We start from the raw sequence: 16,550 nt of genomic DNA, 5'->3' as shown, positions 1-16,550 counted from the left end.
TGCCTGATCATTACATAAATATTAAGAGTTAATAGTTATTTAGATGAAAAAAAATAATATTAGACGAGCTTTTATTAATGGTAATTCGCTCTTATTTCAAGTAATAATATATTCCATAATGCTTGGTGGGTCGCCAAGCGAGTAAATTAACAGAACGCAAAGGGGCAAATAATGGCAACAGCACTGACACTATTTCAACAACAACTCAGTGATAAGCTGCCTGCCTCGGCGTTTATTGAAGATTACCCTAGGCGCTATGCTTTTGGCACTGATGCCAGCTTTTATCGTTTAGTGCCGCAATTAATAGTACTGGTTGCTGATCAGCAACAAGCGCAACAGGTCATCAGTGCCGCTGCAACATATAAAGTTGCCATTACTTTTCGTGCCGCCGGTACTAGCCTATCAGGCCAAGCAATTACAGATTCTGTATTAGTGCTGCTTAGTGATTGCTGGTCTGGTTATCAAATTGAAGATAACGGCGCTGCTATTCGGTTAGAGCCAGCTATTATTGGTGCTCGTGCCAATGCCGTACTTGCGCCTTTTGGCCGTAAAATTGGCCCTGATCCCGCTTCAATCAACAGTTGTAAAATCGCTGGCATGGCAGCCAACAATTCATCAGGTATGTGCTGTGGCGTGGCACAAAATAGTTACCATACAGTAAAGGACATGACCTTAATCTTCGCTGACGGTACAGTGCTTGATACACGCAGTGAGCAAAGCCGTTCTGAATTTTTACATAGCCATCAACCGTTTATTAACGATATCACTGCGCTTGCCCAGCAGGTTACAAATAATCCTGAGTTGGCACAGCGTATTGCTCATAAATACCGCTTAAAAAATACCACGGGTTATGGTTTAAACGCGCTAATTGATTACACTGATCCGATTGAGATCATTAAGCATTTAATGATTGGCTCTGAAGGTACGCTGGGGTTTATTGCTGATATTACTTACCACACGGTGATTGATCATGCTCATAAAAGCTCAGCGTTTATTATTTTTGATGACATAAGCCAAGTCTGTGAATTAGTAAAGCAGCTAGCAACGCTTGATGTAGCGGCGGTTGAGTTATTGGATAAGCGCTCGCTCCTGTGCGTCGCGCATCATGACATCATGCCTAAAGATGTTCATAACTACCCAGCAGATAGTGCAGCATTATTAATCGAAGTACGTGCAGAAGACGCAACAAAATTAGTTAATTTACAACAACAAGTGGATCAGCTTGTCGCACATTTTAGCGCCCATCAATTAGCGATTATGGCGTTTTCAACAGATGCTAAGCGCAATGCATCATTATGGAATATTCGTAAAGGTACGTTCCCGGCAGTCGGTGCAGTGCGCGAAAATGGCACCACTGTGATCATCGAAGACGTGGCTTTTGAGCTGGATGTATTAGCTCAGGGTGTTAAAGCTCTGCATCAATTATTTGATAGATACAGTTACGATGAAGCGATTATTTTTGGCCATGCCTTAGCGGGTAATTTGCATTTTGTATTTACCCAAGCGTTCGATACACCAGCGCAAGTAGCGCGTTATGAGCAATTTATGCGGGACGTGTCGCAACTGGTGGCGGTTGAACTTAATGGCTCATTAAAAGCTGAGCATGGTACTGGGCGAAATATGGCGCCGTTTGTGGCAACTGAATGGGGTACTGATGGCTTTGCTGTGATGCAGCGTATTAAACAATTGTTTGATAAAGACCACATTTTAAACCCAGGAGTGATCATCAATACCGATGAAAACTGCCATATTCAACATTTAAAAACCATGCCTAGCAGCGACGATATAATTGACAAGTGTATTGAGTGTGGTTTTTGTGAAACCGTATGCCCATCAAAAGGACTCACCTTAACGCCGCGCCAACGTATTACGCTGTGGCGACGTCGCACTGAATTGGTTAATCAACTTAGTAACACCCGTGATATTAGCGAAAAACAGCACATTAATCGTCAGCTCAGCAGTATCGAAAAAGATTTTCAATATTTAGGTATTGATAGCTGTGCAGCAACCGGGCTGTGTGGCATGAAATGCCCCGTTGGTATTAACACCGGTGAATTTATAAAATCCCTGAGGGCAAAAAAGCAACTCAATGCAAAAGTGGCGCCGCGCATAGCCAGTTTTGCGGTCAAACATTTTGCGATATTAGCAAATACAGCACGCTTTGGTTTAACCAGTATGGCGATGGTGCGAAACATCATTGGTGCACAGGCACTGCGTACTTTAACCAAACCTACTAATAAGCTGATTGGCACCCCACTTTATTACTCAGCGTGGCCAAGGGGGGAGCAGCCAATTAATCACAGCATAGTACACGCACAACAGCCTGATAAAGTGGTTTATCTTCCCAGTTGTGCCAGCAGGGTGTTTGCAGCCGATGAGCAAGCGGATGATCGCCGCTCAATTATGCAAGTTATGCATAGCCTCGCGACTAAAGCGGGAATTGAACTGTTACTGCCGATGCAAATTAATGAGCTATGTTGTGGCATGCCCTTTGCCAGTAAAGGCTTACCTGAACAGGCAAAAAGTAAAGCTGAGCAGTTACTCGATATCGCGCAGCAGGTGTCTGAAAATGGTCGTTACCCGATTATTTTTGACGCCAGTCCATGTGCATTAACAAGCAATGATGCAGCGCAACAGCGCGGTTTAACAGTACTCGAAAGCGCTGAGTTTGCTTATCAATATTTATTGCCTAAGCTGACCATCACAGCCCAACCAGAGCCGGTTATGTTACATGTTACCTGTAGTAGCAAACGCCGTGGCAGTGAACAACAACTTGTTGCCGTAGCTAAAGCATGCAGTGACGAAGTGATTATTCCGGCTGATATTGAATGTTGTGGCTTTGCCGGCGATAAGGGCTTTAACTTGCCAGAGCTAAATGCTAATGCATTAAAAACGCTGCGTAACCAAGTGCCTCAAAATTGCAGTAGCGGTATTTCTAATAGCCGCAGTTGTGAAATTGGCTTAACTCAGCACAGCGGTATTAACTACCAATCTGTGCTGTATTTATTAGATAAAGTGAGTCAAGCAGCCTCTTGATGAGGCTTAGACATTATACTTTCCAAAAAATCCCGCGTTTATAGCACGCATACATCACTAGATAAGAGGCGAGTAAAAATAGCAACGAATAGCTAAAAGAGCCTAAATAATTACCAAATAGCGGTTGTAATACTTGATTAAATATAGCACCTTTTAAACTTGTATCAGCCACTGGGATCATAATTAAAATACGCGCTACGATGCCAGCAAACATAAAGAACAAAATAGCGTTAGCGCCAAACACTAAAAACGGCGCACTCCACAAGCGAACTTTACGAATATCGAGAATATAGCTACACAGTGCATAGCATAACATCGCTAGTCCTGAGCTGATTATTACATAGCTTGGTGTCCATAGTGCTTTGTTTATTGGTATTAAAAGTGAAAGTAAGCACCCGCAAACAATGCTTGTAATAGCCACTAGGTTAAATATTCTGACTTGTTTGCCAAGGTTTTTTTCAGTGCTTATATAGTATCCGCACAATATTCCTGATAATGCCGTTGCAATTGCAGGTAAGGTTGAGAGTATTCCTTCTGGATCAAATGCTAAAGGTTTTGCTGTAGCATAGTAAACATGATTTGCACCGAGCAGTAAATTATCAAGCCAAGCGCTGAGGTTATTACCATGCAGCCACAGCCCTTTAACGATTTCACCGTTAGGCAATGAATAGGGCGTATATATCATTAATGCGCCGTACCCGATGAGTAAGCTAACAAAGGTAAGCGCAATATACTTTGGTTTTATATAAAGGTAACAAGCTAAGGCAATCAGATAAACTAGACCGATGCGTTGTAAAACGCCCATGATCCTAATACCTGCTAAACGTTCATCTAGCCAGCTGAAATTAGGATCGCGAAAATTATAGTAGAACAGGGCTAAAAACCAACCTAATGCAACTAGCTTTACCGTACGCACTACACCAGATCTGAGTATACTTTGTTTCGTAATTCCTTTTGCCTGCATGGCATTAACCGATAGTGTGATCGACATCCCAACAATAAAAATAAAAAATGGGAAAATTAAATCAGTGGGTGTTAGGCCATGCCAATCAGCATGTTTAAGCGGCCAGTACAGAGATACCCAAACCACCTCAAGATCCGAGTTTCAGTTGGAATTAAAAGCGATGTAGGCAAGGCATTGATTGCAAGTAATAGTGGTTCTATTGTTAAAATCAATAACGCAGTATAAATCGCTTTTAAACCAAACCGTTGGGCGTTTCACAGGCACTTACTCTCATCGTTGTTACTTCTTAAAAGGGACTGCCATTGTTGCAAAGTAACGCCTTGATATTAAGCCCCTGTGCAACGCTGAATTCTGTATCATGAGGTGGTTTGGGTATATAACCAACTTCCTGGGTTATTGACTAGAATCATCGCAGTGATAGTGAGCCCTCGCAGTACATCTAAGGCGAGCAAACGATGACTGGGTAATTGTGACAATATATTCTGACAGTGATGTTTAACCATAATGTTCTTTTATTTGTTTTTTGTTTTTTAATTGTAATAATTTATTCATTTTGCGCAAGGTAAATTTTCTTCGCTTATTTTGTTAAAAGCGCAAACAGATAAATTGATTTTTCTATGGGGAAACAGCAATCGCTTAGCGCCAGCGATTAGAACAAGTAAATGTTAATAAATACACTGTTAATTTGCGCTAAATCAAGTTTAGAGCGGATTGAGTTGTCGGTTGTGAGAGTAACTTGCTAGTATGGGTTGTTTACATAACCGCCAAGGAAATACAAGGCCAGCATAGAGAAAAACTATTTTGCGAAGCCTTAAGAATATCAACCTTGATTTAAAAAAGTTAATCTTGTTTTTAGCTATTTCAGTGACTGTGATCACCTTTCTAAATGGCTTTTATTCCAGCTACCAAGTACAAAAACAGCAACTACAATCACAAACCTTAAAAAACCATAATGCGTATGCCGCTAAACTTGTCTCTGCCACTGACCGTTTTTTATTGGCTGCTCAGCAGCAACTCGCTTATTCAGCAAAAATCCTTGCTATCCAATTTAATGATGCAAACACTCTTGCACAAGAAACGCAGCGACTTCGGTTGCAAACTGATAGCTTTAACTCAACGGTTGTCGTTGACAAAGATGGCGTAGTTTTGGGGCTCTCGCCATTGAGTCTAAAGCTCAAAGGACAGCTATTAGAAAGTGATGGCGCAAAACAAGCGTTAGCGAATAAAAAGCCAATGATCAGTGAGCCTTATATTTCTGCGGCAGGGAATCTCATAATATTTATTTCGCATCCGATATTTAACTCTCAAGATGAATACCTTGGTTATATAGGAGGGACCTTGTATTTAAAGCAAAAAGGGATTTTACATGATTTGCTACAACTACATTTTTATAAAGACGGTTCTTATACTTATGTTGTTGATAAGAATAGGCGCTTACTTTATCACCTTGATGTTGCTCGGATCGGTGAACAAGTTTTTGGTAATCCAGTGATCGAAGCGGTGCTAAGAGGTGAAAGTGGCACTAGGCAGTTAAAAAATAGTCAAAACATTGTCATGCTGGCAGGTTATGCACCATTAAAAAGTGCTTCTTGGGGCATTGTCACACAACGACCATTAGACGCTACATTTGCGCCACTAGATGGTTTGATGATGAATGTTTTATATCGAACCCTGCCGGTAGGGTTGGCAACCTTTATATTTATTTGGGTGCTAGCTCGATTAATTTCACAGCCTTTAAGGCAACTTGCAGAAACGGCTAAAACACTTGATAACCCGTCAACTTCGCAACAGTTAAAGCAAGTGCGGTCTTGGTATTATGAAAGCTCTGAACTGCGTTTAGCTATGCTAAAAGGAGTCGGCTTATTACAAAACCAGATTGGTCTATTACAGCATGAAGCACAAACAGATCCACTTACGGGCTTACATAACCGACGTAGCCTGGAGCTCATGTTAGATCAATTAACTTTACAGCAAACACCCTTCACTGTGCTTGCTATCGATATTGATTTTTTTAAGCGTGTTAATGATGAGTTTGGCCATGATATTGGTGATATTGTTTTGCAATCGTTGGCTACAATTATTGTTGATGTAACCCGTGAAAATGATTTTGTTGCACGTACGGGAGGAGAGGAGTTTATTGTTATATTACCAAATATTAACGCCAAGTCAGCTTATCTACTTGCGGAACGATTACGTATGCGTGTATCAGAAACAATCATCGAACCAGTAGGAAGTATCAACATATCAATAGGTATTTCTGGCTGGCCACTGATGCAATTGAGTGTTGAAGAGATACTCAAACAAGCGGATCAGGCTTTATACAAAGCGAAAAAAACGGGTCGTAATCGGTGTATTATCGATTCTCAGTTTATCCAATCTGAGTTTGTCGAACAGCAATAATTTATTGGCAATGGCTTTTAACTATGCAATATTAATAGTCTGTTTTTAATGTTATAGGCTACTACAATGTTGTTAAATATCAGTTTTAAACTAATATCACTGCTTGGAGTGTATGCTTTAAGCAGTACAGCAATTGCCCATGACGCTAACGCTAAATATCCCGACCCAACTCAAAGCCATCGCAGTGAGTTTGTTGATGTGGCAACGTTAATACCAACTGCATTCTTTGATATCCGCTATTTTAGTGGGCAAAACTTTGTCGGTAAACCAATCGAAGGTTATAACGCACCTAAATGCTTATTGCATAAAACGGCAGCTGCAGCGCTGGTAAAAGCACATTCTCAGGCGGAGCAAGCAGGTTATAATTTTAAAATCTATGATTGTTATCGGCCACAACGAGCCGTTGACCACTTTGTGCGTTGGGTTAACGACGAAACTGACACAAAAACCAAAGCTGCGTATTACCCTAATTTAGGAAAAGATCAGTTACTCGGTGATTATATCGCAGCTAAATCAGGCCACAGCCGTGGTTCAACAATTGATTTAACTTTGACTGATAGTCAAGGCAAAGCATTAAATATGGGCTCATTGTTTGATATGTTCGATACCATCTCAAATACCGATGATCCGCGTATTACTCAAGATCAACAAGCAAACAGATATAAGTTAAAAAATATCATGTTGGCCGCTGGATTTTCGCCTTACGCAATGGAGTGGTGGCACTTTACCTATCAGCCACAAGCCTATCCAAATACTTATTTTGATTTTGTGGTGCAGTGAGGGGCTAGCGAGTTAAAAACAGTAAAGTTAGTGAGCTGAACTAAGTACATCTATTCAGCCTACTAATTTATACATTCATAATGAGGCGGTATATAGCCATTGCTAGTTACAGGCGCGAAATTAGTTTCGCGCCTTGATCGTTAAGCAGGAAATAGCTAGTTTCTAACTTTCCCCTCCGTAGCTTGTTTTTACTGAACGGTTGCTTTTAAACCACGGCGTTTTAATAACGCTGAGGTGTCAGGCTCTTGACCGCGGAACGCTTTGAACGACTCCATTAGGTCACGTGAGTTACCAACTTCTAAGATCTCTTTACGGTATTTATCGCCCATTTTACGGGTTAAACCGCCTTGCTCTTGAACGTAAGCAAATGCATCGGCCGCTAAAATTTCACTCCACATGTATGCGTAGTAGCCCGCTGAGTAACCGCCACCCATTGAGTGTGAGAAGAACGCAGACTTATAACGCGGTGGCACAAATGGCACATTTACACCGTGCTTAGTTAGTGCTTGTTGCTCAAATTTCTCAATATCTTGTAACGGGGCATCAGCAGGCAATGAGTGCCATTCCATATCTAAAAGTGCCGCTGCAACGTACTCAAGGGTGTCATAGCCTTGGTTGAAGCTACGTGATTGAATTACTTTAGTCAGTAACTCATCAGGAATTGGCTCACCTGTTTCGTGGTGTTTTGCATAGTTTGCGATAACTTCAGGATACATAGCCCAATCTTCTTCAAACGTTGATGGGAACTCAACGAAGTCACGAGATACTGAAGTACCCGATAAAGTTGGGTATTTCACGTTCGAGAACATACCATGTAGGCCGTGACCCAATTCGTGGAAGATAGTTGTTGTTTCGTCATAGCTGATTAGCGTTGGTTCACCTTTGGCGCCTTTTTGAATGTTCATTACATTCACAACCACAGGCTTTTGTTCTTTTAAGCCAGATTGTTTTACAAACGAGCTCATCCATGCGCCACCACGTTTGCCTTCACGCGCAAAGTAATCAGCAAAGAAAATCGCAAGGCTCTTACCATCAGCATCAAATAGCTCATATGCTTTTACATCTGGGTGATAAACCGGAATATCAGTGCGTGGTTTGAAAGTAATGCCATATAAGCGGTTCATGGTAAAGAATACGCCGTCTTCTAATACACGATTAAACTCAAAGTATTCTTTTACTGCATTTTCGTCTAAGTTGTACTTATCTTTACGTACTTGCTCTGCGTAGAATAGCCAATCCCAAGGCTGTAGCTTAAATTGATCGCCAGACTCATCGATTTTCGCTTGGATCGCAGCAGCTTCAGCATTAACGTTTTGCATCAACGCAGGGATCATGCTGGCAAACATATCAAATACTGCTTCTGGTTTCTTCGCCATTTGTGATTCTAATCCAAACGCAGCCCAACTGTCGTAACCAAGTAGTTTTGCTTTTTGAGCACGTAGCTGAGCTAGTTCAGCCACGATTTCGCGGTTACTATTTTCACCCGATAGCGCACGCTCTGATGATGCACGCCATACTTTTTCACGTAGTTCACGGTTTTTAAGCGCTGCTAAAATTGGTTGGCGCGTTGTGTTAGTGATTTTTATCAGATATTTACCTGAGTGACCCGCTTGTGTTGCAGCATTGGCAAGTTGCTCTATTTGGCCTGCTGATAAACCATCAAGCAGCGCTTTATCGTCAACGATAACAACATTGCTGTTAGTCAATGCTAGTAAGTTTTGTGAAAACTGAGTGGTTAAGCTTGAGTGCTTGGTATTGATATCACGAATTTGTTGTTTTTGTTCTGCGTTTAATTTCGCGCCCGCTCTGATAAAGCGTTTGTAGTAAACGTCGAGTAAGCGAGTTTCTTCAGCTGTTAAAGCCAGAGTGTCTGACTCTGCGTGTAATGTTGCTACTTTTTCAAATAATGCTTTATTTAAGAAAATGTTGTCGCTGTGTGCTGCCATTTTTGGCGCTAGCTCTTTTTGTATCTCACGACGCGTTGGGTTTGAGTCACTGCCTGCTAGGTTATAGAAAATGCTACGGGTACGGGTTAATAATTCCCCACTTTCTTCAAGCGCAACAATTGTATTAGCAAAATCAGGCTTAGCAGGATTATTGATAATCGTTTGTACTTCAGCCATTTGCTCAGCCATACCTTGATTAAAAGCCGGCATAAAGTGTTCGTCTTTAATCGCATTGAAATCTGGCGTTTCGTATTGTAAAACGCTTTTCACTAACAGTGGATTAGCTTGCTGTACTTGATCAGCTGTAGCCGTTTGTTCGGCTTTAATGTTGTTTGCTGTTGTTTGGGGCTCAGAACAGGCTGTTAATAATAACGCTGAACTGATCGCGGTTGCTAATAAGTGTTTCATTATTTTTCTCTTATCATTTTTAAAAATTAAATTGTGCCGATATAAGCGCAGTAAGCGCTTTGTAAATCAGCAGGTGCCTGCTGTCATAAAAGTTGAAGTGCACAAAAAATAGCAGCAAAGCGCAATTAAATGGGGCAAATATCACTATGTGCTCAATGGCCCAAGCATACTGCAGATAACTACTAATGATCTCACCTATTGAGATAAGGCGATTATTAGCTGCGATAAGTGGTGAAATCTCACTAAGAATGGAATATATTTTTACTTTTACGCAATTTTTTCAGTGAGTTTTCAAATATGTGATAGATTGCAAAAAATGATGCTGAGCAATCAACTGTAACAAAAAAAGTAACACTCATCCGTGATAGAAAAAATTACTCAACGCGCCTTAAATATTGGCTAAGGTAAATAAAGACTCGAAAGGGGGTTGACATAACTTATTAACCCTGTATAGTTTGCTGCAGCTAGAAAGAAAGCATGAAAGCTATAAATCTCCATTTCGATGTTGTATAAGTAATACTTGTAGTACCGTCCTGAAGTTTTTAAAGTACCATCTCATTTTTTGCTACACCGCTCATTAGAGCAATTATTTTATTTTTATATCAGGATATTACAATGTCTAACATCGTATCAGGTACAGTTAAGTGGTTCAACGAGTCTAAAGGTTTTGGTTTCATCGAGCAAGAAAATGGCCCAGACGTTTTCGCACATTTCTCAGCAATCAAAAGCGAAGGTTTCAAAACTTTAGCTGAAGGCCAACGTGTAGAGTTTACTCTTTCACAAGGTCAAAAAGGTCCACAAGCAGAGAACATCACTGCTGTATAATTTTACCTTTTAGGTAGAATAAAAAAAGCAAGCTTAGGCTTGCTTTTTTGTGTTTGAAAATTGACGTAACTTGCTCCCCCTCCTATTCTTTATCTATTATTATTATTCTGTAACGAGATAGATTATCTACCGATTACTCATCCTAGTAATTAGCCTTGGATTCACATTTACTTGCATTGCAAAGCCAACAATTACTATTTTTACTGAACAGTTTCCTCCTTATAATTTTTCGAATAAAGGGCAGCTGCAAGGGATAAATTTAGATATTGTCCGTACAGTGTGTGAGCTTGCACAAGTGGAGTGCAAGTTTGAGCTGTTGCCTTGGGCACGCGCATACAGTTTAGTGCAAAAAAGTCCGCTCTCAGGGTTAGTATCAACCGCTCGCAGTGCTGAGCGAGAAGAGTTATTTTACTGGGTTGGCCCGCTGGTTTCTTCGCGTACATTTTTTTATCGCCTTCGTGATAACAAACACATTAACCCAACTGATATTACTCAGGTTAGTGCATATACTTTAGGGGTTGTTAGGGGCAATATTTATGAGGATTTAGTGGAGAGTATTGGCTTCAAACAAGATAAAAACTTATTAAAAGTAGCTCATCACTATGAGTATATGAACCTATTTTTTAAAAATAAAATCGATTTAATTCTCGGCTCAGAGTTTGCCTTAGATTACCAACTACAGCAATTTGGTCACGGTGGTAAAGAAGTCGTCAAACTTGTTGAGCTGCCAGTAAATACATTACAGGGTAATTATTTAGTTTTTAATAAAGAGATGCCTATTGAGATAGTTGAGCGCTTCAATGAGCAGTTAGAAAAACTCAAAGCGGTGGATAACTTTGATGCTTATCGGCATCGTTATGTAAAATAGCTAATTAATTAGCCGTTATTAATTGACGGTATTTTTCAGTATTTTTAACCTTTAAAAAAGCCTGCTGCAGTGCCTTTATAATATCTTCATCAGTATTAATATTTGCAGCTAAGTAACCAGCTACTGCCAGTCCTTCTATGGCATGTACGAATGTCAGTGCGTTAGCATTGATCGCTAGCTGCTCACTCATTGAAGCTAGATAATTAGCATCGTCGACTACCAGATCAACTTTTCTTGCTAGTAGCAACTGATATGACTTTTGAATATCAGTTGTTAACAATACTTCGAAACCACGTTTTACTAATACTTGCGCTGCAAGGTCATGGCGCTGTAAGGCAATTTTATATTGCTTAGCTTGCTCTGTATTCTCAAAGTTAATATCGCTGCGCTCAGAGAGTTTCACAAAGCCCATTTCAAACTGTGCTACTGGCCCTATCCAATGGAATAGTGTCTCGCGATCCGTTGTGCGTGCCATACTGTAAATTAAGGTGTTGCTATTATTAACCGCCATTTTATAAGCACGTGCCCAAGGGTACATGTTGATTGGGGCATTGAGCTTAGCCTCTAAAATAATCATATTTACTAACTCAGTACTATAACCAGTTACCTGATTATTCAGCAAAACTTGATTCGGCGGTGACAACTCGGTCACAACCATTAAGTTTTGATTTGCAGTACTATGGACACTGATACAAAGAAGTAGCAGATTAATAAATAGCCGCATTTATTTTCTCTTTTTGACGATAGAACTTTGAGTATAGCAATAACTAGGAAAAGTATTATGAAAGTAAACAGTGAATTAAAAACGATAAAAGGGCCATAAAGGCCCTTTGTGAAGTATCGTTCAAGTAAGATAAGTCTTTAACCCCTTAAAGGCTTATCTTATTGTTTTGCAACCAAGGCTCATCTCAAAGTTTCTAAGCTAGCGAGAGGAAAAAACCTGCAATTGCGGCGCTCATAAGGTTAGCCATAGATCCTGCTAACACTGCTCTGAGCCCTAAGCGTGCGATATCCTTTCGCCGACTAGGCGCCATACCGCCTAATCCACCTAGTAAAATGGCTATCGATGATAAGTTAGCAAACCCACATAACGCGAATGTGACAATCGCTTGTGTGTGCGCACTTAACGTATCGCGATAATTCATAAAGTCTAAATAAGCAACAAACTCGTTTACTACTAATTTTTGACCAATAAAGCTACCAGCTATAATTGCTTCATTCCACGGTACACCTAGTAACCAGGCAACCGGCGCAAATATATAACCTAAAATTTCTTGTAGTGTTAGGGTTGGATAATCAAACCAACCACCAATACCACCTAATAAACCGTTTAACAGCGCAATTAAAGCTACAAATGCCAGTAACATTGCGCCTACATTCAAGGCTAAATGCATACCGTTTGCTGCACCCGATGCTGCTGCATCAATTACGTTAACAGGCTTGTCTTCGTCAAGCTCTAAATCAGCTAAAGTATCTTTTGGTGTTTCGGTCTCTGGCACAATCATCTTGGCCATTAAGAAACCACCCGGCGCTGCCATAAAGCTGGCTGCAATTAAATATTTAAGCTCTACACCAATAATCACGTAACCGGCCATTACTGAGCCCGCTACCGTTGCTAAGCCACCTACCATTACTGCAAATAACTCTGACTTAGTCATCGTTGCAATGAACGGCTTAACAATCAGTGGCGCTTCAGTTTGACCAACAAAAATGTTTGCGGTTGCTGAAAGCGACTCCGTGCGTGAGGTTTTCAACAGTTTTTGTAAACCACCGCCTAATATTCTAATTATCCAATCCATAATGCCTAAGTGATATAACACAGCAACTAATGCTGAGAAAAACACAATAACTGGCAATACCTGAATAGCAAAAATAAACCCTAACGTATCCTGATTTGCTAACGGTCCAAATAAAAAGCTGATCCCATCATTAGCAAACCCGATCACTGATGATACGGCTTTTGACATGCCAACTAATGCATTTTTACCTGCGTCTGAAAACAGGACAAAACCACCAATTATAAATTGCAGGGCAAAAGCGATACCGACAGTTCTAAAACTAATTGCTTTGCGATTTGTCGAAGCCGCAAATGCAATGCCTAGCAGCATACACATGCCGACTAAGCTCATAAATGTTGTCATCTTTGCTTATTCCCGTTGTTATTTTTGCAGTAAATATTTTATTTTACTTTTAATTATATCAATCGCAACACGATTCATACCACCACGTGTAACCACTAAATCAGCCTTGTGCTTTGAAGGCTCAATAAACTGATAAAACATCGGTCTCACAGTAGCTTGATATTGTTCAACAACGGACTGTAATGTTCTGCCTCGTTGCTCCATATCACGTTGCATACGGCGCATCAGGCAAATATCAAGCGGTGTATCAATAAACACTTTGATATCAAATTCTTTACGTAGCGCTTTATCACTAAGCAATAAAATTCCTTCAACTATGAGAATTTCTGCTGGCATCACAGTGCGTGTTTTGTCACTGCGAGTATGCTGCGCATAATCATAGGTAGGTACTTCTACCGCTTCGCCATCACGTAACTGTGTTAAATGTTTACACATTAACTCATGTTCAAACGCATCAGGATGGTCGTAATTCGTTTGCGTACGATGATCAAACGGCAAATGCGATTGGTCTTTATAGTACGCATCTTCTTCAATCACGGCGATGGCGCCTGGTTCAAGCTCATTCACCAATTCATTGTAAATTGTTTGGCTAAAAAGAGATTTGCCAGACGCAGAAGCGCCAGCAATGGCTATTATTGTTCGTGTCACTAAAGTTCTCATCCACACAGAAGGATACATTGTTGGTAGATCACAATAGCAAAAAAGACACGAATAATCTCTCTTGCTTCGCTTTAAGGTGTGAAATTTATAATGTTTAGGTTTTATGAAACAGGACTTATGTCCTGTACGTTAAAAAGCACAAAAATATAAAGTAGCTACATTGGATAATCGAGGTGAGTATGGCAAGAGCAATTATATTAATGGCAGATAGCCTAGGCATAGGTGCAGCACCAGACGCTGACAAATTTGGCGACTTGGGCGCAAACACTTTTGCACATTTGCTTAAAGCATACTTTGAAGAAACCGGCGAACGGCTATCACTACCTAACCTATCGTTATTAGGTTTAGTTGATGCATGTGAAGCTGCAGGCAATGAACCGTGCCTTGTTAGCGACCGTCAAACACCGATTGCTGCTTGGGGTTACGCAAAAGAGCTTTCTAGCGGCAAAGATACTCCATCAGGTCATTGGGAAATGGCAGGTGTACCGGTGTTATTCGATTGGGGATATTTCCCTAAAACACAACCGAGTTTTCCACAACAGTTAATTGACGAGCTGATTGCTCGTACCGGTATCCCGGGGATTTTAGGTAATTGCCATGCCTCGGGTACTACGATTTTAGAACAGCTAGGTGAAGAGCACATAAAAACAGGTAAACCAATCTGTTACACCTCAGCTGATAGCGTGTTTCAAATAGCCGCGCATGAACAAACTTTCGGTCTAGAAAAACTTTATCAGGTCTGCGAAATCACACGGGCGCTGCTTGATGAAATGAACATAGGACGAGTGATTGCGCGGCCATTTTTGGGTTCCAATAATCAAGACTTTGCCAGAACGGGCAATCGTCGAGATTATTCAGTGTTACCGCCAGCGCCAACATTGCTAGACAAACTAGCAGATGACGGTGGTGAAGTGATTAGCATAGGGAAGATATCTGACATCTATGCGCATCAAGGTATTACCCAAAAACACAAAGCCCCAGGCTTACAAAACTTGTTAGCAAAAACCACTGAGGTAATGGCATCAGCGCCAGATCACAGTTTGATATTTACTAATTTAGTTGATTTTGATGAAAAATTTGGTCATCGCCGCGACCCTGTTGGGTATGCAAAAGCGCTTAAACAGTTGGACGATTACTTACCAACGATACTTAAGCAGCTTAAAGCCGACGACGTACTAATTATAACGGCGGATCACGGTTGTGATCCAACATTCCCGGGCAGTGAGCACACCCGCGAATATGTGCCTGTACTTGCTTATCAGGTAGGGCTTGAAAATACCCCGCTTGGTGAACGTGCTAGTTTTGCAGATATAGGTCAAACACTTGCCCAGTGGTTTAACTTACCTGCACTTGAATATGGCGATGGCTTTATTGATAAGCTTAACGCGCTAAAAGTAAAAGGAAACGAATAATGAGTACTCCACATATTGACGCAAATAATGGCGATTTTGCACAAACGGTATTAATGCCGGGTGATCCATTACGTGCGCAATACATTGCTGAAAATTTTCTTGATGATGCTGTAAAAGTAACTGGCGTTCGTAACATGTATGGTTTTACTGGCACTTATAAAGGTAAACCAGTAAGCATTATGGGTTCTGGTATGGGCATTCCATCAATGTCGATTTATGCACGCGAACTAATCGTCAGCTACGGTGTTAAAAACCTTATTCGTATCGGCACTTGCGGCGGTATTGGTAGCGACATTAAAATTCGTGACGTTATCTTTGCACAAGGCGCAAGCACAGATTCAAATGTAAACCGTGCACGTGTACGTGGTTATGATTTCTCAGCAATTGCTGATTTTGATTTACTATTAAACGGCGTTAATGCAGCAAAAGAGTTAGGTATTAAAGCGAAAGTGGGTAACGTATTTACCACCGATACCTTTTATCAAGCCGATAACAGCTTTTATCAAGAACTTGATAAACTAGGCATGTTAGCGGTAGATATGGAAACAGCCGGTTTATACGGCGTTGCTGCTGAATATGGCGCAAAGGCCATGGCATTATTTACCGTGAGTGACCACGTGATCACCGGTGAAGCAACCCCAAGTGAAGAGCGTCAAAGCACCTTCAATGAAATGGTTAAAATTGCCTTAGAGTCAATCTAAGCGTAATAAACAAAAAGTTCCTTGGTAACGTATTCGCAGTATTTTGGAGACACGCCCAAAATAATGTGAGACTAACCTCCAAAGCCGCCTAGTTAAACTAAGCGGCTTTTTTTATGGGGAAAAGCTAGCGAGGGTAAAGCTAGCGAGGGTAAAGTTAGTGGGAGTAAAGAGACGAAGTACTTGACTACCGCGTTTAAAAATTCATTCTGATAAAACTCGCAAACTCGCAAACCCGCAAACTCGAAAATTTAATAAGTCGAACACTATTTCTCCTACCAGCTTAAAAACTGGCAAAATTTATAAGTCGACAATCTCTAACCAAGCAAGACAATAACTAAACTTATCTTCAATAACCCATTAGCTAAAAGCTTCATAACTGAAATGTACGACATTCTTAATATCTACTCAA

The 16,550-nt window shown here is 40.7% G+C and carries 12 protein-coding genes; 7 read left to right on the top strand and 5 right to left on the bottom strand.

The annotated features are described in order from the left end of the window. Positions 1-171: 171 nt before the first annotated feature. Positions 172-3,036 (top strand): FAD-binding and (Fe-S)-binding domain-containing protein, encoded by a 2,865-nt coding sequence (locus H5163_RS15195; RefSeq protein ID WP_182735468.1) that lies wholly within the window; start codon positions 172-174, stop codon positions 3,034-3,036. Between the two features lie 13 nt (positions 3,037-3,049). Here H5163_RS15195 and H5163_RS15190 read toward each other — a convergent pair whose 3' ends face one another. After that, complete coding sequence (locus H5163_RS15190; RefSeq protein ID WP_182735467.1) at positions 3,050-4,126, bottom strand: DUF5009 domain-containing protein; 1,077 nt, start codon at positions 4,124-4,126, stop codon at positions 3,050-3,052. 675 nt (positions 4,127-4,801) lie between these two features. On the opposite strand from H5163_RS15190, the gene H5163_RS15185 reads away from it, so the two are divergent. After that, positions 4,802-6,400 carry a sensor domain-containing diguanylate cyclase gene (locus H5163_RS15185; protein WP_259399828.1) on the top strand — a complete coding sequence of 533 codons (1,599 nt, stop codon included), beginning with the start codon at positions 4,802-4,804 and terminating at the stop codon, positions 6,398-6,400. A gap of 66 nt (positions 6,401-6,466) precedes the next feature. Continuing rightward, on the top strand, positions 6,467-7,180 hold the full coding sequence (locus H5163_RS15180) for a M15 family metallopeptidase (RefSeq protein ID WP_182735466.1): 714 nt from the start codon (positions 6,467-6,469) through the stop codon (positions 7,178-7,180). A gap of 188 nt (positions 7,181-7,368) precedes the next feature. Here the strand turns inward: H5163_RS15180 and H5163_RS15175 are convergent, their stop codons facing one another. Continuing rightward, positions 7,369-9,534, bottom strand: coding sequence for a M3 family metallopeptidase (locus tag H5163_RS15175; protein ID WP_145238813.1), 2,166 nt, complete (start codon positions 9,532-9,534; stop codon positions 7,369-7,371). 615 nt (positions 9,535-10,149) lie between these two features. Here H5163_RS15175 and H5163_RS15170 point away from each other — a divergent pair. Next, complete coding sequence (locus H5163_RS15170; RefSeq protein ID WP_058559473.1) at positions 10,150-10,359, top strand: cold-shock protein; 210 nt, start codon at positions 10,150-10,152, stop codon at positions 10,357-10,359. Between the two features lie 121 nt (positions 10,360-10,480). Continuing rightward, a complete protein-coding gene (locus tag H5163_RS15165; RefSeq protein WP_310736650.1) occupies positions 10,481-11,227 on the top strand; it encodes a transporter substrate-binding domain-containing protein in 747 nt (248 codons plus the stop codon). Positions 11,228-11,231: 4 nt separating this feature from the next. On the opposite strand, the gene H5163_RS15160 is transcribed toward H5163_RS15165, so the two are convergent. The 3 genes from H5163_RS15160 to udk all read right to left on the bottom strand — a co-directional run bounded on the left by H5163_RS15160 (position 11,232) and on the right by udk (position 14,016). After that, positions 11,232-11,951 (bottom strand): ABC transporter substrate-binding protein, encoded by a 720-nt coding sequence (locus tag H5163_RS15160; protein ID WP_182735465.1) that lies wholly within the window; start codon positions 11,949-11,951, stop codon positions 11,232-11,234. A gap of 193 nt (positions 11,952-12,144) precedes the next feature. Further along, the gene (locus tag H5163_RS15155; RefSeq protein ID WP_182731970.1) at positions 12,145-13,368 is read right to left on the bottom strand and encodes a NupC/NupG family nucleoside CNT transporter; all 1,224 of its coding nucleotides are present in this window, start codon (positions 13,366-13,368) and stop codon (positions 12,145-12,147) included. Positions 13,369-13,386: 18 nt separating this feature from the next. After that, positions 13,387-14,016 (bottom strand): uridine kinase, encoded by a 630-nt coding sequence (gene udk, locus H5163_RS15150; protein WP_145238801.1) that lies wholly within the window; start codon positions 14,014-14,016, stop codon positions 13,387-13,389. A 191-nt stretch (positions 14,017-14,207) separates the two neighbouring features. Between udk and H5163_RS15145 the strand changes: the two genes are divergently transcribed. Together H5163_RS15145 and deoD are read left to right on the top strand one after the other, a co-directional pair. Beyond that, on the top strand, positions 14,208-15,440 hold the full coding sequence (locus tag H5163_RS15145) for a phosphopentomutase (protein ID WP_145238798.1): 1,233 nt from the start codon (positions 14,208-14,210) through the stop codon (positions 15,438-15,440). After that, positions 15,440-16,141, top strand: a complete 702-nt coding sequence (gene deoD, locus H5163_RS15140; protein WP_145238795.1) for a purine-nucleoside phosphorylase — start codon at positions 15,440-15,442, stop codon at positions 16,139-16,141. The genes H5163_RS15145 and deoD overlap by 1 nt, the downstream gene beginning before the upstream one ends. Positions 16,142-16,550: the final 409 nt, after the last annotated feature.

This window comes from Pseudoalteromonas sp. SG44-8 (genome assembly GCF_014164125.1).
GTDB classification, from domain to species: Bacteria; Pseudomonadota; Gammaproteobacteria; order Enterobacterales; family Alteromonadaceae; genus Pseudoalteromonas; species Pseudoalteromonas rhizosphaerae.
The sequence above is the reverse complement of the archived record's forward strand: the minus strand, read 5'-3'. Positions and strand labels throughout refer to the sequence as shown.

Bases quoted from the DNA above. Each gene is read 5' to 3' on its own strand.
- H5163_RS15195 (WP_182735468.1), top strand. From the start codon at position 172: ATGGCAACAGCACTGACACTATTTCAACAACAACTCAGTGATAAGCTG.
- H5163_RS15180 (WP_182735466.1), top strand. From the start codon at position 6,467: ATGTTGTTAAATATCAGTTTTAAACTAATATCACTGCTTGGAGTGTAT.
- H5163_RS15175 (WP_145238813.1), bottom strand. From the start codon at position 9,534: ATGAAACACTTATTAGCAACCGCGATCAGTTCAGCGTTATTATTAACA.
- H5163_RS15170 (WP_058559473.1), top strand. From the start codon at position 10,150: ATGTCTAACATCGTATCAGGTACAGTTAAGTGGTTCAACGAGTCTAAA.
- H5163_RS15160 (WP_182735465.1), bottom strand. From the start codon at position 11,951: ATGCGGCTATTTATTAATCTGCTACTTCTTTGTATCAGTGTCCATAGT.
- H5163_RS15155 (WP_182731970.1), bottom strand. From the start codon at position 13,368: ATGACAACATTTATGAGCTTAGTCGGCATGTGTATGCTGCTAGGCATT.
- H5163_RS15145 (WP_145238798.1), top strand. From the start codon at position 14,208: ATGGCAAGAGCAATTATATTAATGGCAGATAGCCTAGGCATAGGTGCA.
- deoD (WP_145238795.1), top strand. From the start codon at position 15,440: ATGAGTACTCCACATATTGACGCAAATAATGGCGATTTTGCACAAACG.